Annotated in this window: 22 protein-coding genes, 2 tRNA genes and 1 pseudogene; 11 read left to right on the forward strand and 14 right to left on the reverse strand. The window is 64.3% G+C overall.

Annotated features, from left to right (window positions below):
• Positions 1-169: 169 nt before the first annotated feature.
• From ACOQFP_RS05965 to ACOQFP_RS05980, 4 genes are all read right to left on the reverse strand, one after another.
• A complete protein-coding gene (locus tag ACOQFP_RS05965) occupies positions 170-811 on the reverse strand; it encodes an ATP-dependent Clp protease proteolytic subunit (protein WP_206489396.1) in 642 nt (213 codons plus the stop codon).
• Positions 812-857: 46 nt separating this feature from the next.
• Entirely contained in the window at positions 858-1,508 is a 651-nt protein-coding gene (locus tag ACOQFP_RS05970) for an ATP-dependent Clp protease proteolytic subunit (protein WP_206489397.1), read from the reverse strand.
• An 83-nt stretch (positions 1,509-1,591) separates the two neighbouring features.
• Entirely contained in the window at positions 1,592-2,971 is a 1,380-nt protein-coding gene (tig, locus tag ACOQFP_RS05975) for a trigger factor (protein WP_206489398.1), read from the reverse strand.
• A gap of 105 nt (positions 2,972-3,076) precedes the next feature.
• Positions 3,077-3,150 (reverse strand) — tRNA-Pro (locus tag ACOQFP_RS05980).
• 170 nt (positions 3,151-3,320) lie between these two features.
• Here ACOQFP_RS05980 and ACOQFP_RS05985 point away from each other — a divergent pair.
• Positions 3,321-3,394, forward strand: a tRNA-Gly gene (locus tag ACOQFP_RS05985).
• Between the two features lie 107 nt (positions 3,395-3,501).
• Complete coding sequence (locus ACOQFP_RS05990; RefSeq protein ID WP_421583771.1) at positions 3,502-4,263, forward strand: DUF1542 domain-containing protein; 762 nt, start codon at positions 3,502-3,504, stop codon at positions 4,261-4,263.
• 6 nt (positions 4,264-4,269) lie between these two features.
• Here ACOQFP_RS05990 and ACOQFP_RS05995 read toward each other — a convergent pair whose 3' ends face one another.
• Positions 4,270-5,064 (reverse strand): Fpg/Nei family DNA glycosylase, encoded by a 795-nt coding sequence (locus ACOQFP_RS05995; protein ID WP_421583772.1) that lies wholly within the window; start codon positions 5,062-5,064, stop codon positions 4,270-4,272.
• The gene (locus tag ACOQFP_RS06000) at positions 5,065-5,544 is read right to left on the reverse strand and encodes a ribose-5-phosphate isomerase (RefSeq protein ID WP_206489401.1); all 480 of its coding nucleotides are present in this window, start codon (positions 5,542-5,544) and stop codon (positions 5,065-5,067) included.
• 46 nt (positions 5,545-5,590) lie between these two features.
• Here ACOQFP_RS06000 and ACOQFP_RS06005 point away from each other — a divergent pair.
• Positions 5,591-5,911, forward strand: a pseudogene (locus ACOQFP_RS06005) (DUF429 domain-containing protein); the annotation flags it as partial.
• Between the two features lie 82 nt (positions 5,912-5,993).
• Positions 5,994-6,224, forward strand: coding sequence for a DUF429 domain-containing protein (locus ACOQFP_RS06010; RefSeq protein ID WP_421583773.1), 231 nt, complete (start codon positions 5,994-5,996; stop codon positions 6,222-6,224).
• A 61-nt stretch (positions 6,225-6,285) separates the two neighbouring features.
• On the opposite strand, the gene ACOQFP_RS06015 is transcribed toward ACOQFP_RS06010, so the two are convergent.
• Positions 6,286-6,969 (reverse strand): DsbA family protein, encoded by a 684-nt coding sequence (locus tag ACOQFP_RS06015; protein ID WP_241256633.1) that lies wholly within the window; start codon positions 6,967-6,969, stop codon positions 6,286-6,288.
• A gap of 90 nt (positions 6,970-7,059) precedes the next feature.
• Here ACOQFP_RS06015 and pepN point away from each other — a divergent pair, with 90 nt between their 5' ends.
• Entirely contained in the window at positions 7,060-9,633 is a 2,574-nt protein-coding gene (pepN, locus tag ACOQFP_RS06020) for an aminopeptidase N (RefSeq protein WP_421583774.1), read from the forward strand.
• Between the two features lie 233 nt (positions 9,634-9,866).
• On the opposite strand, the gene ACOQFP_RS06025 is transcribed toward pepN, so the two are convergent.
• Positions 9,867-11,012 (reverse strand): FAD-dependent oxidoreductase, encoded by a 1,146-nt coding sequence (locus tag ACOQFP_RS06025; protein ID WP_421583775.1) that lies wholly within the window; start codon positions 11,010-11,012, stop codon positions 9,867-9,869.
• The gene (locus tag ACOQFP_RS06030) at positions 11,009-11,593 is read right to left on the reverse strand and encodes a TetR/AcrR family transcriptional regulator (RefSeq protein WP_421583776.1); all 585 of its coding nucleotides are present in this window, start codon (positions 11,591-11,593) and stop codon (positions 11,009-11,011) included. Before ACOQFP_RS06030 ends, ACOQFP_RS06025 begins: the two co-directional genes overlap by 4 nt.
• A gap of 246 nt (positions 11,594-11,839) precedes the next feature.
• Between ACOQFP_RS06030 and ACOQFP_RS06035 the strand changes: the two genes are divergently transcribed.
• Together ACOQFP_RS06035 and ACOQFP_RS06040 are read left to right on the forward strand one after the other, a co-directional pair.
• Entirely contained in the window at positions 11,840-12,127 is a 288-nt protein-coding gene (locus ACOQFP_RS06035) for a hypothetical protein (protein WP_421583829.1), read from the forward strand.
• Positions 12,127-12,411, forward strand: coding sequence for a transposase (locus ACOQFP_RS06040; protein WP_421583825.1), 285 nt, complete (start codon positions 12,127-12,129; stop codon positions 12,409-12,411). The genes ACOQFP_RS06035 and ACOQFP_RS06040 overlap by 1 nt, the downstream gene beginning before the upstream one ends.
• A 21-nt stretch (positions 12,412-12,432) precedes the next feature.
• On the opposite strand, the gene ACOQFP_RS06045 is transcribed toward ACOQFP_RS06040, so the two are convergent.
• From ACOQFP_RS06045 to ACOQFP_RS06055, 3 genes are all read right to left on the reverse strand, one after another.
• Positions 12,433-12,909 (reverse strand): DUF5130 family protein, encoded by a 477-nt coding sequence (locus ACOQFP_RS06045; RefSeq protein ID WP_206489405.1) that lies wholly within the window; start codon positions 12,907-12,909, stop codon positions 12,433-12,435.
• On the reverse strand, positions 12,896-13,147 hold the full coding sequence (locus ACOQFP_RS06050; RefSeq protein ID WP_206489406.1) for a hypothetical protein: 252 nt from the start codon (positions 13,145-13,147) through the stop codon (positions 12,896-12,898). The genes ACOQFP_RS06045 and ACOQFP_RS06050 overlap by 14 nt, the downstream gene beginning before the upstream one ends.
• A gap of 82 nt (positions 13,148-13,229) precedes the next feature.
• Entirely contained in the window at positions 13,230-13,892 is a 663-nt protein-coding gene (locus ACOQFP_RS06055; RefSeq protein WP_421583777.1) for an HNH endonuclease, read from the reverse strand.
• Between the two features lie 231 nt (positions 13,893-14,123).
• Here ACOQFP_RS06055 and ACOQFP_RS06060 point away from each other — a divergent pair, with 231 nt between their 5' ends.
• A complete protein-coding gene (locus tag ACOQFP_RS06060; protein ID WP_206489642.1) occupies positions 14,124-15,083 on the forward strand; it encodes a mechanosensitive ion channel family protein in 960 nt (319 codons plus the stop codon).
• 63 nt (positions 15,084-15,146) lie between these two features.
• Positions 15,147-15,542, forward strand: coding sequence for a globin (locus ACOQFP_RS06065; RefSeq protein WP_206489408.1), 396 nt, complete (start codon positions 15,147-15,149; stop codon positions 15,540-15,542).
• A gap of 1 nt (position 15,543) precedes the next feature.
• On the opposite strand, the gene ACOQFP_RS06070 is transcribed toward ACOQFP_RS06065, so the two are convergent.
• Positions 15,544-16,011: a cupin domain-containing protein gene (locus ACOQFP_RS06070; RefSeq protein WP_341245217.1), complete on the reverse strand. Its 468-nt coding sequence runs from the start codon at positions 16,009-16,011 to the stop codon at positions 15,544-15,546.
• A gap of 239 nt (positions 16,012-16,250) precedes the next feature.
• Between ACOQFP_RS06070 and ACOQFP_RS06075 the strand changes: the two genes are divergently transcribed.
• Positions 16,251-17,807, forward strand: coding sequence for a glycoside hydrolase family 13 protein (locus ACOQFP_RS06075; protein WP_421583826.1), 1,557 nt, complete (start codon positions 16,251-16,253; stop codon positions 17,805-17,807).
• Positions 17,808-17,967: 160 nt separating this feature from the next.
• The gene (locus tag ACOQFP_RS06080; protein ID WP_206489410.1) at positions 17,968-18,243 is read left to right on the forward strand and encodes a hypothetical protein; all 276 of its coding nucleotides are present in this window, start codon (positions 17,968-17,970) and stop codon (positions 18,241-18,243) included.
• Positions 18,244-18,387: 144 nt separating this feature from the next.
• Here ACOQFP_RS06080 and ACOQFP_RS06085 read toward each other — a convergent pair whose 3' ends face one another.
• A complete protein-coding gene (locus ACOQFP_RS06085; protein ID WP_206489411.1) occupies positions 18,388-18,861 on the reverse strand; it encodes a hypothetical protein in 474 nt (157 codons plus the stop codon).
• Positions 18,862-18,874 lie beyond the last annotated feature (13 nt).

The following is an 18,874-nucleotide window of genomic DNA, read 5'->3' on the forward strand; positions in this document are numbered from 1 at the left end:
CCGTGTTCGCCGAACATGGGCGGGTTGTTTCCGGTGATTCGCCACCCGATTTCGTCGATCTCGGTGATCGGCTGGTAAATCGCGACCGCCGGGCGGAGTATCTCACTCGCGCCCGGCGCCGAGAATCCTCTGCCGGACCGTACCGGTCCGACCGGTGGTGCTCGCTCTGCTAGCTCTGTGCAGAGAGCTTGCGGTACTCGAACACGGTATCGATGATGCCGTATTCCTTGGCCTGCTCAGCGGTCAGGATCTTGTCGCGATCGGTGTCCTTGCGGATGACGTCGGGATCCTTTCCGGTGTGCCGACCGAGGGTGGTCTCCATCAGTCGCCGCATGCGCTCGATCTCGGCAGCCTGGATTTCGAGGTCGGAGACCTGGCCTTGGATTCCGCCGCTGGACGGCTGGTGAATCAGCACCCGAGCGTTGGGCAGAGCGGCGCGCTTGCCGGGGGTTCCGGCTGCGAGCAGAACCGCAGCTGCCGAGGCCGCCTGGCCGAGGCAGACGGTCGCGACGTCGGCGCGGACGTACTGCATCGTGTCGTAGATCGCCATCAGCGAGGTGAACGAACCGCCGGGCGAGTTGATGTACATCGTGATGTCCCGGTCGGGATCGAGGCCCTCGAGCACCAACAGCTGGGCCATGATGTCGTTGGCGGACGCGTCGTCGACCTGGACGCCGAGGAAGATGATGCGCTCCTCGAACAGCTTGTTGTACGGGTTCGACTCCTTGACGCCGTAGCTGGAGTGCTCGACGAAGGACGGGAGGATGTACCGCGAGGACGGCAACTGGTTGGGATCGAACAGGTTTGTCATCGTTTCTCCAAGATGTGAGGGATCGAGGTCGCCGGTAACGGCCGAACTACTCGCCGAGTCCACCGGCCTGCCGCGCGCGGGAGACGACGTGGTCAACGAACCCGTATTCCTTGGCCGCCTGCGCGGTGAACCATCGGTCGCGGTCGGAGTCCTCGGTGATCTGCTCGACGGTCTGGCCGGTGTGCAGAGCGATGAGCTCGGCCATCTCGCGCTTGGTGTGGGCGAACTGCTCGGCCATGATGGCGATATCGGACGCACTGCCGCCGATACCGGCCGAAGGCTGATGCATCATGATCCGCGCGTGCGGAAGCGCGTAGCGCTTGCCCTTGGCACCGGCGGACAGCAGGAACTGCCCCATCGAGGCGGCCAGCCCCATGCCGTAGGTCGCGATATCGCACTCGGCGAATTCCATGGTGTCGAAAATGGCCATGCCCGCGGTGACGGAGCCACCGGGCGAGTTGATGTACAGCGCGATGTCGCGGGTGGGATCCTCGGCCGAGAGCAGCAGGATCTGGGCGCACAACTTGTTCGCGATATCGTCGTCGACCTGGGTACCGAGGAAAATGATGCGGTTTTGAAGCAGACGCTCGTACACGGAGTCGCTGAGATTCAGCCCTGATGCAGCCGAAGTCATGACGGGACTCTGCTCGTGCGAAGCCGCCGGATTCTGAACAGTCACGGTACCTGCCTTTTCCATAACAAATCGTTGATTCCTGACACAGACACTAACGAAAGACGGCGGCTCCGGAGTCCCGGAACCGCCGTCGTTCGCTGTCAGCGTTACTTCTCTTGTTCGCCCTCGGATGAATCGGCCGCTTCGACCTCGCCGGGAGCATCGGCGGGGCTGCCGAACAGCTCCGCGGTATCGACGCTCGCGCCGGTCGTGTCGGTGACGGTGACGCGCTCGACAACCGAGGCCAAGGCCTTACCGCGCTTGACATCGGCGAACACAGCACCGAGCTGGTTGGCCTGCTGCACCTGCTGGATGAACTGCTCGGGCGGCATGCCGTAGCGCTGCGCCTGGAAGATGATCCGCTCGGTGAGCTCTTCCTGGCCGACCTGCGTGTTCTCGGCCTCGGCGATCGCGTCGAGAAGAAGCTGGGTACGGACCGACTTCTCGGCCCCCTCCTTGACGTCCTTGTCGAACTCCTCGCGACTCGAACCCTGCGACTCGAGCAGCTCGGCGAGAGCCTCCTCGTTGTGATCGAGGCCGTGGATGGCCTCGTGCACCTGGGAGTCGACCTCTGCCTTGACGACGGCCTCGGGGGCCGGAATCTCGATCGTGTCGAGCAGGGTCTCGAGCACCTTGTCGCGAATTTGACCGGCCTGCTCGACCTTCTTGCCTCGCTCGACGCGAGCCTTCAGGTCCTCCAGCAGCTCGTCGAAGGTGTCGAACTCGCTCGCCAGCTGGGCGAACTCGTCGTCGGCCTCGGGAAGCTCGCGCTCCTTGACCGAGACGACCTTGACCGTGACGACGGCTTCCTTGCCCGAGTACTCACCGGCTACCAGCGTCGAGGTGAACTCCTTCGACTCGTCTGCCGAGACACCGATGATGGCGTCGTCCAGACCGTCGATGAGCTGTCCTGAGCCGACCTCGTGGGACAGCCCGCTCGCAGTGGCTTCTTCGACGTTCTCGCCGTCGACGGTGGCCGAGAGATCGATCGAGACGAAGTCACCGTCCTGGACGGGACGGTCGACGCCGGTGAGGGTGCCGAACCGCTGGCGCAGCGATTGCAACTGCTCGTCCACGGCCTCGTCGCTGATCTCGATCGGGTCGACGACGACGCTGATGGTCGAGTAGTCCGGCAGTTCGATCTCGGGGCGCACATCGACCTCGGCGGTGAACGTGAGCTCGGTTCCGTCCTCGATCTTGGTGATCTCGATCTCGGGCTGGCCGATGACCTTGACGTTCTCGTTGGTCACGGCCTCGGAGTAGCGGGAGGGAAGAGCGTCGTTGACGACCTGCTCCAGTACGGCACCGCGACCGACGCGTGCTTCGAGCAGCTTGGCCGGAGCCTTCCCCGGACGGAATCCTGGCAGGCGGATCTGCTGAGCCAAAGCCTTGTACGCGCGGTCGAAATCAGGCTTGAGCTCCTCGAAGGGCACCTCAACGTTGATACGGACTCGCGTCGGGCTCAGCTGCTCGACGGTGCTCTTCACGGGACATGCTCCTTTGTGGTGATTCTTGCTTGCTGATCGTGCTGGCTTACGGTCTCGCCTCGTTCGCCGCGAATCACGGCGAACCGTCTCTACGGACCTCATTTGTCGGGGTGACAGGAATTGAACCTGCGACCCTCCGCTCCCAAAGCGGATGCGCTACCAAGCTGCGCCACACCCCGTCGTACGGACACCATTGAACAGCAACCGATAGTAGACCCTGATGGGCGCCCCACCGATGGCGTTCGGCCGGACCTGGCGCGGCGGGCCGGTTTGGAATCCGGCAGCGGCGTTGGGTACAGTCTTGAAACGCAGGCGACGGAACTGGCGATCCCAAGACTGTTGTTTGCACGCCGATGTAGCTCAATGGTAGAGCCCCTGTCTTCCAAACAGGCTACGCGAGTTCGATTCTCGTCATCGGCTCCATCGAAAAGCCCCGCACTGTCAGTGCGGGGCTTTTTCGTGTCCGCGTATCCTGAAATACGAGTCCGAATTGTCCGAACTGGACATGCACCGTCGGCGGAAGGCCCGAAGTGGAAATAGTCCTGATCGTCATCGTCATCGCCGCAGTGGCACTGCTGGTGTTGCGAAGCAAGAAGAACTCGGCTGCAGCCGCCGAAACCGCTCTGGCCGACGCCAAGGCCGATGCCCGCCAGTCGATCGAACGCCTCGGCGGCCAGGTCTACAACCTGATCGGCACCGACACGCCCTCCAAACAGGCATTGGCCGATGCTTCCGAGCGCAATATCGCGGCCGGTTCGCAAATCGACCAGGCCACGACCCCCGAACAGGCTCGACTGGCCAAGCAGACGGCCCTCGAGGGGCTCTACTACATTCGCGCTGCACGCCTGGCGATGGGCATGGATCCAGGACCCGAGGTCCAGGGCATCGACGGCCAGCAGCAGGCAGGTCGAGTCACCGAGGATCGCACGGTCGACTTCGAGGGCCGTGAGGTCGCGGCGTCACCCGATCCGTCCGAACGCACCCCGAACTACTACCCGGGTGGCCGCGTAGCGGGCCGTCCGGTTCCCGCCGGCTGGTACTCCGAGCCGTGGTGGCGTCCGGCCCTGGTCGCAGGCGCATGGGGAATGGGTTCGATGTTCCTGTTCTCGGCGATGTTCTCCGGCATGGCCGGGGTTCCGGACGACACCGCAGCGGGCGGCGACACAGGAGCCGAGGACGGCGGCATGGGTGACGAGGGCAACGACCTGGGCGGCGACTCGGACTACGGTTCGATCGACGACGGGGGCGGTGATGGCTTGTTCGGCGACGGCGGCTTCGGAGACTTGTTCTGACACCGTTCAGGTCGCCTGACAGACCGGGCACCAGAACAGGTTTCGCGCCTGCATCGTCGAGTGCAGGATTTCGGTGCCGCACACCCGGCACGGGAACCCCTGCCTGCGGTAGACGTAGGACCGGGGCCTGCCCGCGGCGTACGTATCGCCGTGATCGTCCCCGGGCCGGATGGTGATGATGCGGCCGCGTCGAACACCGATCTTCATCAGCTCGACGAGGTCGAACCAGATTGCATCCCACTCGGCTCGATCGAGGTCCTTGCCCGGCCGCATCGGGTTGATCTCGTGGCGGAACAGAATCTCGGCGCGGTAGACGTTTCCGACGCCGGCAAGCACCTTCTGATCCATCAGCAACGTGCCGATGGAGGTGCGTGATGCCGAGATTCGCGCCCACGCCCTGTTCGGGTCGGCGTCCTTACGCAGCGGGTCCGGCCCCAAGCGCGCCACCAGGGCGTCGACCTGCTCTTCGGTGTAGATCTCACAGGCAGTGGGGCCGCGCAGGTCGACACCGTACTTCTCCCCCACCATGCGCAGCCGGACGGCACCCACCGGCTCGTTCAGTGGCACGGCCTGTTCGGTGAACTTCCCGTAGAGGCCGAGGTGAATGTGCACGATCAGATCGGACTCGTAGCGGTGCAGCAGATGCTTGCCCCAAGCCTCGGCCTTCTCGAGCACGAGCCCGTCGATCAGCGCAGCACCGGAGGTGAACCGCCCCTGAGGGCTGCTCGCGGCCACCGGTGCCCCGCCGAATCGACGTTGATGCACCCTGGCGAGTCGGTGCAGGGTGTGGCCTTCTGGCACCTATGCAGGCTTTCCCGGCACCTCGGGTGCCTCGCCGGTGCGCTCGTACTCGGACAGGATGTCGATGCGTCGCTGGTGGCGCTCTTCTCCCGAGAACGGAGTATCGAGAAACGCGTCGACGATGGCGAGGGCCTCGGGCAGTGTGTGCATGCGGCCACCGAGACCGATGAGCTGTGCGTCGTTGTGCTCGCGGGCCAGCTTGGCGGTCTCGACGCTCCACGCGAGTGCGCAGCGAGCGCCTGTGACCTTGTTCGCAGCGATCTGCTCGCCGTTTCCGGAACCACCGAGCACCAGGCCGCGACTGCCCGGGTCGGCAACGACGCGACGGGCTGCGTCGATGCAGAAGGCCGGATAGTCGTCGACGGGGTCGTAGTCGAAGGCACCGCAGTCGACGGGCTCGTGCCCGGTCGCTGTCAGGTGTTCGATGATCTGATTCTTGAACTCGAGGCCGGCGTGGTCAGCACCCAGGTATACGCGCATGCCTAGAGTCTGACAGGTGAACTCCGGAGCCGAGAAATTCGCCGGCGTGGACGGCGCGAAGGGTGCGTGGGTCCTCGCGATCTTCGATGGCACGACACTGACGTGGACTGCCTGCTCCTCGGTGCCGGACGTGATCGATCTCACCCGAGAGTGCGCGCGAGTCGGCGTCGACATGCCGCTGTCCCTGCCCACCGAGGGCTACCGAGTCAGCGAACTCGAGGCGAAGAAGTTTCTCGGACCGGCTCGCAGCTCGATCTTCCACACCCCCGTCGTCGATGTGCTCGAGGCTTCGACTTACGAGCAGGCGTGCTCGATTTCCCGCGAGATCACCGGCAAGGCGATCAGCAAACAGACCTGGCACATCCTGCCCGCAGTACGTGCCTGGCGGGAGGCGCATGTCGACGTGGACACGTACGTCGAGGTGCATTCCGGAATGCTCGTTTCGCGCGATGTCGCCTGCGACCGACTACGCATCGAAGAAATCCGGCCGCGGCATCGGGCAGCGACTGGCCGCGCTCGGGCGGTGGAGCGAGAACATCGACCTGGCGGACCTACCGCCGGGACCGGCCGTGGACGATTTTCTCGACGCAGCCGCGGCGGCATGGTCGGCGCAGCGCTTCCACGCCGGAAAGCATCGTGTTTTCGGCACCGAGGACGCATCGGACCGAATCGTGGCCTGACCCCGCGCGCACGAAAGTTCTTCTCCTGCTATGAATTTCCGTGCACGAGGGGGCGACGTGATCAGTCGAACTGCGGATCCTCGTCCCGCGAGCGCTTGAGCTCGAAGAAGTGTGGGTACGACGCGAAGGTCACCGATGCGTCCCAGAGCTTGCCTGCTTCCTCACCCCGTGGGATGCGCGAGAGCACCGGACCGAAGAACGCGACGCCGTTGACGTGGATGGTCGGGGTACCGACATCGGGGCCGACCTTGTCCATTCCGGCGTGATGGCTGGTGCGCAATTCCTCGTCGTGGTCGGTGCTGCCTGCCGCGTCGGCGAGATCCGCCGGCAGGTCCAGCTCGGCCAGGGACTCCTTGATGACGACTTCGAAATCCTTGTTGCCCTCGTTGTGGATTCGCGTTCCCATTGCCGTGTACAGCGGTGGGAGAATCTCGTCGCCCTTCAGTTTGGCGGCGGCGATGGCCACGCGCACCGGGCCCCATGCCTTCTTCATCATCTCGGCGTATTCCTCGGGCAGATCGCGGCCCTCGTTGAGCACGGCGAGGCTCATGACGTGGAAGTTCACGTCGATGTCGCGTACCTGCTCCACTTCGAGAATCCACCGTGAGGTGATCCAGCACCACGGGCACAGTGGGTCGAACCAAAAATCGGCGGTGTCTTTCTGTCCTGAACCGGCCACAGTGCTCTCCTTGCAAGTCGAGGTCAACCTATCTTCATGCACAACAACCTCCCACCGCACAGACATTCCGCGACGTCTGTCGGCCAGCGCCGGCTACTCGTGACGTGATGGGATGGAGGGCACTACCCATAACTACACGAAGAGGTGTCGACAGAAGTGGTTGCTCCCAACCTGACGCGTGACCAAGCCTCCGAACGTTCGGCGATCATCGGGGAAACGAAGTACGCGATCGTTCTCGATCTCACCGACGGCCAGGGCAATCCCGGCGAGAAGGTATTCCGCTCGCTCACCACCATCACGTTCTCGGCCACGGCCGGAGCGTCGACGTATGTGGATATCGTTGCGCGCACGATCCGTTCCGCAACCCTCAACGGGACGGACCTGGACACCACGAGTTACGACGAGTCGACGGGCATCGCGCTCGAGAACCTGGCCGAGCACAACGAGCTGGTGATCGACGCGGACTGCATCTACTCGCACACGGGCGAGGGCCTGCACCGGTTCGTCGATCCGTCGGACGACTCGGTGTACCTGTACTCGCAGTTCGAGACCGCCGATGCCAAACGCATGTTCGCCTGCTTCGATCAGCCGGATCTCAAAGCAACCTTCGATCTGAAAGTCACCGCACCGGAAAGCTGGACCGTCATCTCCAATGCCGCACACGCGGCCGAACCGGCATCCGGCGAGCACGTGTTCGACACGACACCGTTGATGAGCACCTACCTCGTGGCGCTCATCGCAGGTCCGTATGCGGAATGGACCGACTCGTACACCGACGACCACGGCACCATCCCACTCGGAATCTACTGCCGCGCATCGCTTGCCGAGTACATGGATGCTGAACGGTTGTTCACCGAGACCAAACAGGGCTTCGGCTTCTACCACGAGAACTTCGGCACTCCCTACGCGTTCGGCAAGTACGACCAGCTGTTCGTACCCGAGTTCAACGCCGGTGCCATGGAAAATGCGGGCGCGGTGACCTTCCTCGAGGACTACGTGTTCCGGTCCAAGGTGACTCGGTACTCCTACGAGCGCCGTGCCGAGACCGTGCTGCACGAGATGGCGCACATGTGGTTCGGCGACCTGGTGACGATGACGTGGTGGGACGACCTGTGGCTCAACGAGTCCTTCGCCACGTTCGCCTCGGTGCTCTGCCAGTCCGAGGCAACCGAATACACCAACGCATGGACCACATTCGCCAACGTCGAGAAGGCCTGGGCATACCGCCAGGACCAGCTGCCCTCGACCCACCCCATCGCTGCGGACATCCCCGACCTGGCTGCGGTCGAGGTCAACTTCGACGGCATCACCTACGCCAAGGGCGCGAGTGTGCTCAAGCAGTTGGTGGCCTACGTCGGCAAGGAGGACTTCCTGGCCGGGTTGCGGTCCTACTTCGTCGATCACGCTTTCGCCAATGCCACGTTCTCGGATCTGCTGTCGGCCCTGGAGAAGTCCTCGGGTCGGGATCTCTCGGACTGGGGTGCACAGTGGCTGCGCACCACCGGGTTGAACACACTGAGCCCGGACTTCGACGTCGACGCCGACGGCACGTTCACCCGCTTCGCTGTTCGACAGACCGGAGCGGCGCCCGGTGCGGGCGAGCATCGGGTCCACCGGGTCGCAGTCGGCATCTACGACGACGTCGACGGCAAGTTGGTGCGCACCGAGCGCGTCGAACTCGATCTGGATGCCGCCGAATCGACGACCGTCGACGCACTGGTCGGAGTCTCCCGCGGCAAGCTGGTGTTGGTCAACGACGACGATCTGACGTACTGCGCGGTGCGGCTGGATCCGGACTCGCTCGCCACCCTGCTCTCTCGAATCGGCGACATCGCCGAGCCGCTCCCCCGCACCCTGGCCTGGTCGGCGGCCTGGGAGATGACCCGCTCGGCGGAAATGAAGGCCCGGGACTTCGTCGCACTCGTCCAGCGCGGCATCGGCGGCGAAACCGAAGTGGGTGTGGTGCAACGTCTTCTGCTGCAAGCCAAGACTGCAGTCGACTCATATGCCGACCCCACCTGGGCCGCCGAGCACGGGTCCCCCGAATTCGCCGATGCAGTGCTCGAATTGGCCAGGGGAGCCGAGGCAGGCTCCGATCACCAGCTCGCGTTCGTCAACGCCCTCACCGCTACCGAACTCTGTGATCGTCACGTCGAGGTGTTGCGGGCACTACTGGACGGCGATGTCGATGGTCAGTCCCTGTCGGGTCTGGGTGTCGATACCGATCTTCGGTGGCGCATCGTGACCGCATTGGCGGGGGCCGGTGCCATCGACGCCGATGGGCTCGACTCGCCGGTGATCGACGCCGAGGCCGACCGGGACAACACCGCGGCCGGTGCTCGATCCGCCGCGGCCGCGCGAGCGGCCCGGCCGAGCGCTGAAGTCAAGGAGCAGGCCTGGACGACGGTCGTCGACGACGATGCCGTCCCCAACATCACGGCCCGCTCGATCATCGGCGGCTTCGCAGGCCCAGGGCAGGCCGAGTTGCTCGAGCCGTACGTCGCCCGCTATTTCGACGCCATCGAAGGTGTGTGGTCTCGTCGATCCAGCGAGGTCGCGCAGACCGTTGTGGTCGGCCTGTACCCGTCCTGGTCGATCAGCGAACAGTCGCTGGCGGCCGCAGACAGGTTCCTGGACGCGGACTTGCCGCCCGCGCTACGACGCCTGGTGATCGAGGGCCGTGCAGGAATCGTTCGATCGCTTGCTGCGCGGGAGTTCGACGCCGGCTGATCTCGGCGGAACAGACGGCACGGGCCGGTTGCGTCGCCTTTCGGCGAGCAACCGGTCCGTGCCGCGTTCGCGGTCGTGTGGCAACGTCGAGATCTCGCGCCGGTACGCCGACCTCGTATTACCGGGCGATGTCCCATCCCGCCTTTACGACCAGCTGACTCAGGACGATCGGAAGATCGCCGCAGCATGGATCGATTACGTAACCCAGTCCGTCGAAAGTCTGCACACTTTCGTCATTTCCCCGAAATCAGTTGGCCGACCAACCGGTTCACCAACGGGATCCGCGCCAGGCCGAGAGCCGCTCGCCGGACCCCCAGTTCCCAGCGTGAGCGCGGGAGGAACCAGCGTGCCGCCGCCCGTCCGGCCTTCTGCTTGTCCTCGGCGACCGGGCGCCACTGTCGTTCGTAGGCTGCCAGCCCGGCTGCCAATGTCGGCGCGCCGTGGAGCTGATCGGCAAGGACCTTCGCGCCCGCGATCGCCAGCGACGCGCCCTGGCCGGCCAGCAGGGAGACCGCGTAACAGGAATCCCCGACCAGCGTGACCCGTCCCGCACTCCACCGCGGCAGCTCGATCTGGGCGACCTGGTCGTAGTAGATCTGTGCCGACGGCGGGCAGTGCTCGAGCGCTTCGGGCACCACCCAACCCAGGCCGCGGTAGGCCTCTGTCACGGCGCGGCGGGCGTCATCGGGCAGCGTCGGGTCTTCTGCGCGATGCACACCGAAAGCAGCGACGCACCCGTCCCGCAGCACATAGAAACCCATTTCGCGGCCGATGGTGTCGGTCATCGCGAATCGCCCCCGGCATGCGTCGCGGATCCGCGGCGCATCGAACACGAACGCCGATGTGTGGAAGCCCAAGAAGCGCAGGAAGGCGGACTCTTCACCGAACGCCAGTCGGCGCACCGTGGAGTGGATCCCGTCGGCACCGACCAGCAGATCCGCCTCGAGGGTCGACCCGTCGGCCAAAGTGGCGGTCACCTGCTCGCCGTTGTCGTCCAGCCCGGTCAGCGCAGCCCCGTACCTGAGGTCCACCGTGGCCGGGAGGTGCTGGCGCAGAACTTCTTCGAGATCCGGTCGCATCAGGCTGCACAACCGGCCGCCGACGGCGCGGCGGAGCTGGTCGTAGGGCATCGTCGCCCTGGTGCTGCCATGCTCGTCGACGAAGCTCGCGTTCTCGATCTCGTATGCGACGCCGCGAATCGCCGGCAACAGGCCCATCTGGTCGGCGGCGTCGTAACCGGGACCGAAGAAGTCGATCATGTACCCCTGCTCGCGCGGGTGCGGTGAACGCTCGAGCACCACGACCTCGTCGCCATGGGTGGCCAGCTGCCGCGCCAGGGCCAGCCCGGCGATACCCGCCCCGCAAATCACCACCTTCATCGTGACCGTCCTTTCCGTTCGTCACCGATGAGCCGTCTCATGGCGGCTCCGGCAGTCGCGCTGCCCGGGCCGATGCCCAAGCCGCGGTGCAGCGCCATCCCGTCGAGGGCTGCGAACACCACCGCGGCCGTGCCGTCGGGATCGGGTGCACCGTGGTCGGCCAGCCGCCGGGCGAAGCGGGTCCGAGAGTCCGCCAGCAGCTGTGCGATCCGCTCACCGAACGTCGCGTCGCGGGTGCCCGCCAGGTATGCCTCGACGAACAGCAGCGTCATCGGATCGGAGCCGGTGAAGGGCTGCGCGGTGGCGAGCGCGCTGTCCAGCAGCGCTCCCGGGCTGTCCGCGCTGTCGATCGCGGCGTCCATCTCGGCAACGACCCCGGCCATGGCCGCCAGCGCCGCCTCCTGCAGAACCAGCTGCAGAGACGTGAAGTGGTAGTGCACGACGCTGGGAGTGACCCCAGCCCGGTCGGCCAGGATCCGTGTGCTCACCGCCGACCAGCCCAGCTCGGGGATCAACTCGGCCGCGGCGGCCAGCAAGCGCTGGCGCACCTCGTGTCCGCGGGCCGCCGCTGGGCTCGGCATGACCACCTCCGCACTGTGTAGGGCATTCGACCTGTACGACTGCCCCACACGCTACGCCGAGGCTCCCGACGGTGTCGAACCGTGCGCGGCGGTCTCTCGCGTCCGACGGTGATCACCTGACGCGGCCGGTACACCGAACGTGGGGTCGATGGCCTGTCGGACCTGCACCGCTCCGGTCGTCCTCGTACGCTCGATCATGCCGCGGTCGTCACTGCCACGTGGGCCCCGCCACCGAAGAAACTCCGCATGAGGCATTGGAATTCGAGGTTGTTGGCCGATCATCTGGGGGTCAGTTTCTATGGCGTCGCCAACGCCTGGCGTGAGTACGGCGTGCAGCCGTGGCGAGCGGAGACGTTCGTATATTCCACCGACCCGGAACTGATCGCCAAGGTCCACGACGTCGTCGGTCTCTACTTGAATCCACCCGAGAACGCGATCGTGTTGGTACTGGACGAGAAGTCGCAGATCCAGACCCTGGACTGGGGTTTCTCGAGCAGGTCGCGCGAGCCTACCCCAGCCAGGAACTGCACCTGATCCCCGACAACTACGCCACCCACAAGACTCCGGAAGTCAAGGCCTGGCTCGCTCAGAATCCCCGTATTGCAGTGCGTTTCACTCCGACGTCCGCGTCGTGGCTCAACCTTGTCGAAGTGTGGTTCGGGGTCTTCCAACGCCAAGCACTCGGGCGCGAAGTGTTCACCTCCGCCACCGATCTCACCACCACGATTCGTGCCTTCGTCAATGGCAGGGATACCAGCGCCACACCGTTCGTGTGGACCAGAACACCGGATGAAATCCTCGAGAAAAGCGACCCGTGAAACGACCTCGAACACGAACCACTAGGGACTGAGAATGGCCGCTGTCATCACCCGCACCGAGGTGACGAGACCGTCGATGAGGTTGCCGTCGCGGAACGGCCCGAGTGCTGCCGTGACACCCAACTGCGCAACCCGGTCGGTCGCGCGATTGGACACTCGCTTCCCGCTCCGGATCTCGACGGCGTGCCGATTGGGATCGACGGCGATCAGGACGGACCGAATGGCATCGGGCGTGCCGGGAAAGACGGATTCGACGCCGGTGGACGGATCGTCGCCGAGATCACCGATGTAGATGTTGAAGCGAATCTTGGTCTGCCGGGTCGCCTCGGTCAGCGCGTCGTCGAGCGCAACCAGATCCTGCGTCGCGAACGGTAGGTGATCGGGGTTGACGGTCCCGAACTCGTGCGCAGCCGAGACGCGGCCGCTGGCGGTGAGGGCGGATCCGAAGGGCAGATCCCGTTCCTCGATGTCGTGACGAACGAGTTCACCACTTGCCACTTGCAGCACCTCCGATCGAATCGGCCGCGTCGGCGTCGTGCGATCCGTGTCCTCCGAAGGGAGTCACCTCGTCCGTAGCGCTCCACAGCAATGGTTCGCGCGTCCACTCGTCCGTCAGTCGGTACGGAGGCACGTCCATACCGGGCTGCTTGTCGGTCAAGTAGGTCAACGCGCCGATGAGTCCGATCACCGCAACCGGAATCACCCCGAATATCAGCGTGGTCTCCAAAATGCTCACAGGGTGTGACGTTAGTCGACAATTGCGCTTCGAACCACGTCGGGGCTGGTGTTGTGACCGAACCGTATACACCGGTCGAGTGTCAGGCAGCACCTTCACCGAGATACGCCAGCCAACTCGGGTCCAACTCCTTGGTCGTCGCCAACAGACGCCAGTGCGGCCCCTTCGGCGGCACCAGCTGCGCCCGCAGCGTCCAGCCGATCTCACTGAGCAGTTTGTCCGCCTTGCGATGGTTGCACGAAGCACAACACGCCACACAGTTCTCCCACGAGTGGCCCCCGCCTCGGCTGCGCGGCACGACGTGGTCGACCGTCTCGGCCTTGCTTCCGCAGTATGCGCAGCGGAAGCGATCGCGGTGCATCAGGGCGGCACGCGTCATCGGCACTCGCGCTCGATACGGAACCCGAACGAAGGTTCTCAGCCGAATCACCGACGGAACCTGCACCGAGAAGCCGGCCGATCTGATGAACGGCCCTTCCGGATCGTCGTGCACCACGTCGGCCTTCCCACAAACGAGAAGAACCACCGCCCGGCGCATCGGAAGCGCGGTCAGTGGTTCGAATGTGGCATTGAGGAGCAGCACACGGCGTTTGACCCACGCCGGTACGGCGTCGTCGCTCGTGGCATCGTGGGCCGTCGGCACCACGCGCAGCGGAGAAGCCCCCGAGGCCGTCTCACGCTGGTCGTGCGTGGTGCGGCCCTCAGTGGGCGGGAGTTGTCGATGGCGGTGTTGCGAGTTCTTCATGCGTCACTCCAGAAGCAGTCGGCGCCCGCGCATGGCTTGCGTGGAACACGAGTGACAGTGGAACACGAATACACCGCCTGCGCACAGCCTTTTTCCGGGCATTTTCTGTTGCCGATCGGTGAACTTTGCGCGTCGACGCGTTCGCGATCGGCCACCGGGGAGCCCATGCGCTGCGCGACTGGCGAGAATTCTGCGTCTCCGTAGACTTTTCGGGTGTCTGCATCAACCCTTCTGTCCGCATCGCCCCCAACCGACCTGTCACTGCTTCGGCAGCTCGACACCCGAGCCTTCGAGCTGACGGAAACCGGACGCGACTGGCTGGTCGATCGTCCGCTGCAGATTCTCGGTTATCTGGTTCTGGCCATCGTGCTGCGCCTCGTGCTGCACCGGATGATCACCCGCTTCACCCGCAACGAGGTCGGCAGATCACCGATGCTGCTCCGGCCACTGCGGGACCGGTCTTCGAGCACGGTCCAGGGCGCAATTCTCAACGAACGGCGAAAGCAACGGGCGAACACGATCGGCTCGGTGCTCAAGTCTGCCGTGTCGGTCTTGATTCTCACCTGGTTCGTGCTCTCGGTTCTCGACGTGCTCGGTATCAACGTGGCACCGTTCATCGCGTCGGCGGGAATCGTCGGTGTTGCACTGGGCTTCGGTGCCCAGAACTTGGTTCGAGACTTCCTGTCCGGCATTTTCATGCTGCTGGAGGATCAGTACGGCGTCGGCGATGTCGTCGACCTCGGCGAGGCGACCGGCACCGTCGAGAGCGTCGGTTTGCGGGTCACGACGATCCGAGATATCAACGGCACGGTCTGGTACTGCCGCAACGGCGAGGTGCTCCGGGTGGGAAACATGAGCCAGGGCTTCGCGGTCGCAGTGTTGGATCTGCCCGTCTCGCATACCGCGAACATCGAGGAAGCCTGCGCTGTCGCCGATCGCGCCGCTGCGTCGTTGGTCGAATCCGGCGACTTCGACAGCGACATTCTCGAACCGCCGCAGATGCTCGGAGTCAACGCCGTCAGCGCGGACACCGTCACCATCCGCGTCACCATCAAAACGCGCCCCGGCCGCCAGTGGGCTGTCCAGCGCCGTCTTCATCAGGACATCCTGGAGGCCTTCGACGACGCTGGCATCAAGGCTCCGTACGCGCTGGGGCGTCCCGGTGGGGTCGCGGCAGATCGCGACAACTAGAGAGACGATGATTACCGTGCGAGGCCGATCAGAGCGATCGGCCCATCCGGAAGAGAGAGTGTGATGACCGAACCGCAGCAGACGTTCTACGACGCGGTCGGCGGTGCCGAGACGTTCCGGTCACTCACAGCGAAGTTCTACGAGGAAGTCGCCAAGGACGAGATTGTGCGCCCGCTGTACCCCGAGGAGGATCTCGGACCGGCCGAACGGCGGATGCGGATGTTCCTCGAACAGTACTGGGGTGGCCCTCGGACGTATTCGGACGAACGCGGCCATCCTCGACTACGGATGCGCCACAGTCCGTTCCGGATCGGTCCGATGGAAAGAGACGCGTGGCTTCGATGCATGCACATCGCGATCGCGTCGATCGATCCGTCGGTACTGGACGCCGCACACCGCGCGCAACTCGTCGACTACATGGAGATGGCGGCGAATTCGATGGTGAACTCGGCGATCTGAGCTACAGCGACGCCCCGCGCCGCTGCCCCTGTCCCCCGGCGACGTTCTTGAGCTTGCCCCCGACCCCTCGCAGGGAGCCTGCGACCTTGAGAACGAAGGACAGCGGCCCGGGCAGGTGCTGACGCAAGATCGCATGCTTGCGTACGTAGTTCTCCACGTGCCACTCCGACCAGGTGCCTGCGCGGAACAAAGCAGCGTCTCCGGCAACCAGAGTGCGCGGTGCGTGGTCGTCACTCGACACGGTCACCGAACCGTCCATGATGTGCACGATCTCGTCCACGGCGAAATACCAGCGGAAGCGTCCGGCCGTGCAGTCCCAGACATTGGTGGTGGTGGTGCCGTCGATACTCTTCGACCACTCGGCGACGCGCGCCTGTGGGTTCCCCTCGAGGACCCAGTCCGGCTCGATGGGACTGTCGTCGAGCGCGATATCGCCGAGCCGTACGGCTTCGATGGTCGAAAGAGTCATGGCTTGCGTCGCGTCCTTACCCGTCGGGCGCGGCCTACGCCGCTACTGATACCAGAAGCAGAACATACAACACTTTCCAAAGCAGAAGGCACGTGTCGGTCATATGAATGAGCACAAGTCTTTACTCGGTGTTGACCGGAGACGCCACGTCCGCCCGAATCTGCGCGCCCCTGAATCGTTCCTTGGCCATTCGTTTGGCACTATTGCCACTTGTGACCGATCCGACCGAGAGCTCCGAGATGTTGTGGTGGCAGGACGCCGTCTTCTATCAGATCTATCCCCGATCGTTCGCGGACTCCAACGGAGACGGTATCGGTGACCTCGACGGGATTCGGGACAAACTCGGTTATCTCGAACTGCTGGGTATCGACGCCGTCTGGATCGGACCGATCACCTGCTCCCCCATGGCCGATCACGGCTACGACGTCTCCGATCCCCGCGACATCGACCCCATGTTCGGCAACCTCGAGATCTTCGATGCGCTGATCGACGAGGCTCATGCGCGCGATATCAAGGTCACGATGGATCTGGTGCCCAATCACACCAGCGTCGAGCATCCGTGGTTTCGGTCGGCCCTGACGGCACCGCGCGACGGAGCCGAGCGTGCCCGATACATCTTTCGAGATGGTCGCGGCGACGACGGATCGCAGCCTCCGAACAACTGGCCCAGCATCTTCGGCGGCCCGGCCTGGACCCGTATCACCGAGGCCGACGGCACCCCAGGGCAGTGGTACATGCACATTTTTGCGCCCGAACAGCCGGATCTGAACTGGGACAACCCGGAAGTGTTCGAGGACTTCGCGCGCACACTGCGATTCTGGCTCTCCCGCGGGGTCGACGGATTTCGACTCGACGTTGCGCACGGCATGGCCAAACCTGCAGACCTGGCCGATATGAGTCTCGAACTGAACGCGTTGATGAAGAACGACGACGACGATCCACGATTCAACAATCCCCACGTCCACGACATCCATCGGCAGATCAGAACTGTGATGGACGAGTTTCCCGGAACGGTCACCGTCGGCGAGATCTGGGTTCAGGACAATGTTCGGTTCTCCGAGTACATCAGGCCCGACGAGCTGCACCTGGGGTTCAATTTCCGATTGGCCAGCGTCGACTTCGACGCCGAGACCATCCGCGACGCCATCTCGAACTCCCTCGCTGCCGTCGAGCTCGTCGCAGGCACCCCGACGTGGACGCTGTCGAATCACGACGTCGAGCGCGAGGTCACCAGGTACGGCGGCGGCGATGTCGGCCAGGCCCGCGCCCGCGCGATGATCCTGGTCGAATTGGCCCTGCCGGGAACGATTTTCGTCTACAACGGTGCCGAACTCGGGTTACCGAATGTGCAGCTGCCGGACAGTGCGTTGCAGGACCCTGTGTGGGAGCGATCCGGACACGCCGAACGAGGACGCGACGGCTGCCGTGTTCCGATGCCGTGGGAGGGCCACGAACCCCCGTTCGGTTTCTCCTCCACCGATCAGACCTGGTTGCCGATGCCACCGGAGTGGGACGGCCATACTGCCGAAGCGCAGCTCGAAGACGTCGATTCGATGTTGAGCCTCTACCGCACGGCCTTCGAACTACGAGCGCTGCGTCCGGAATTCACCGGCACCGGAATCGATTGGTACGGAGCGCCTCCCGGTTGTCTGGCCTTCCGCCGGGCCGGCGGTCTCATCTGTGCCCTGAACGCATCGGAGGAATCGATCCCGCTGCCTCCCGGCGAGCTGCTCTTGGCCAGTGCGCCTCTCGTCGAAGGCAGGCTTGCTGCCAACGCTGCGGCCTGGCTGGTCTAGTGTCCTGAGTCGTAAATAAGACCGCAGTTGACAAACTGCGGCATGGCAACCCGAGGTCCGCGTCCTGCGGAGATCACGTTGACGGACGACGAACGCGCCGAACTCGAGTGCTTCTATCTTCTTCGCAACTGCAGCGATGTACGCGGGCTAGCCTGAGGCGGTGAGTACTTATCTGGCCGAAGCTGGTTTCAGCGAGTGCGTGAACGCTGGCGTCTGCGGCGCTGAATTTGACGCTTTCTTCTTGAAAATCGGTATCGGTTTGCTTTTCGTGTTGCTGTGGTTCGGTCTCGCTACCTATGTGTCTGCAGCTGCGGGGCCACCTCTGACTGCGCGGCGTACGGCGATTTCGATTCTGACAGCTTGGCTTGTGCCGATCATTGGTTCGGCATTCTTCTTCTACTACAGAGAGGACGTTCGTCAGCACAACTGGCCTTAGCCTGGGAGTGAGCAGCAGAGGTCGCTGGTGGTGGTGGTGCGTCGTCCAGGGAGCCCAGGGTTTCTACCTTCTCCGCAAGGCAGCTACAGATCCGAGCGCGGCAAGCCTCCTCCCGTTGGCCCCTGCGTGCGGTTGAACGAGTGCTCACGGTTTCTCTGCGAGGTGACCCATTCGTATGTTGCCGCCGTTCCTATCGCGCCACACCGCTACCTCGTCAACGAGCCGAGGGCACATGAACCCACCTGCATCGCCCCACGGCCACGCTGTGTGCGCCTCGGCCACTGCATTCTGGACAAGGTCCGCCATCGACCACAACGCAGCATCCTCCTCGGCATCGATATTCGCGCCGGTGCCGTTGCCGTTCAGGCCGTTGGCTCGCTGACCGGCGATGGTCACTGCGCTCGCAAGCCACACCGCGCCGCCGTCGGGGTCGTACTCGGCCACCCAACCGATATGTTCGATGACGCCGTTGTACTGGCGCACATGCAGGTCATGACTGAGTCGTTGTATAGCACGCAACCACGGGTCCGGCAGGTCGGCGTGCGTTATCTCGACTCCACGCGACGGCGTCCATCTCCCGGTCAGCACTTGCTCTCGGTTGGGGAAGAAGTGGTTCATGTCGTGAGTGTCT

The sequence above is a fragment of the Rhodococcus sp. MALMAid1271 genome, from assembly GCF_049195265.1.
Lineage (GTDB): Bacteria > Actinomycetota > Actinomycetes > Mycobacteriales > Mycobacteriaceae > Rhodococcoides.

Coding starts and splice junctions, on each gene's coding strand:
- ACOQFP_RS05965 (WP_206489396.1), bottom strand. CDS start 811: ATGACAAACCTGTTCGATCCCAACCAGTTGCCGTCCTCGCGGTACATC.
- ACOQFP_RS05970 (WP_206489397.1), bottom strand. CDS start 1,508: ATGGAAAAGGCAGGTACCGTGACTGTTCAGAATCCGGCGGCTTCGCAC.
- ACOQFP_RS06000 (WP_206489401.1), bottom strand. CDS start 5,544: ATGCGCGTATACCTGGGTGCTGACCACGCCGGCCTCGAGTTCAAGAAT.
- ACOQFP_RS06010 (WP_421583773.1), top strand. CDS start 5,994: ATGTCGCCTGCGACCGACTACGCATCGAAGAAATCCGGCCGCGGCATC.
- ACOQFP_RS06015 (WP_241256633.1), bottom strand. CDS start 6,969: ATGTCTGTGCGGTGGGAGGTTGTTGTGCATGAAGATAGGTTGACCTCG.
- ACOQFP_RS06025 (WP_421583775.1), bottom strand. CDS start 11,012: ATGAAGGTGGTGATTTGCGGGGCGGGTATCGCCGGGCTGGCCCTGGCG.
- ACOQFP_RS06030 (WP_421583776.1), bottom strand. CDS start 11,593: ATGCCGAGCCCAGCGGCGGCCCGCGGACACGAGGTGCGCCAGCGCTTG.
- ACOQFP_RS06035 (WP_421583829.1), top strand. CDS start 11,840: ATGAGGCATTGGAATTCGAGGTTGTTGGCCGATCATCTGGGGGTCAGT.
- ACOQFP_RS06055 (WP_421583777.1), bottom strand. CDS start 13,892: ATGAAGAACTCGCAACACCGCCATCGACAACTCCCGCCCACTGAGGGC.
- ACOQFP_RS06065 (WP_206489408.1), top strand. CDS start 15,147: ATGACCGAACCGCAGCAGACGTTCTACGACGCGGTCGGCGGTGCCGAG.
- ACOQFP_RS06070 (WP_341245217.1), bottom strand. CDS start 16,011: ATGACTCTTTCGACCATCGAAGCCGTACGGCTCGGCGATATCGCGCTC.
- ACOQFP_RS06075 (WP_421583826.1), top strand. CDS start 16,251: ATGTTGTGGTGGCAGGACGCCGTCTTCTATCAGATCTATCCCCGATCG.
- ACOQFP_RS06085 (WP_206489411.1), bottom strand. CDS start 18,861: ATGAACCACTTCTTCCCCAACCGAGAGCAAGTGCTGACCGGGAGATGG.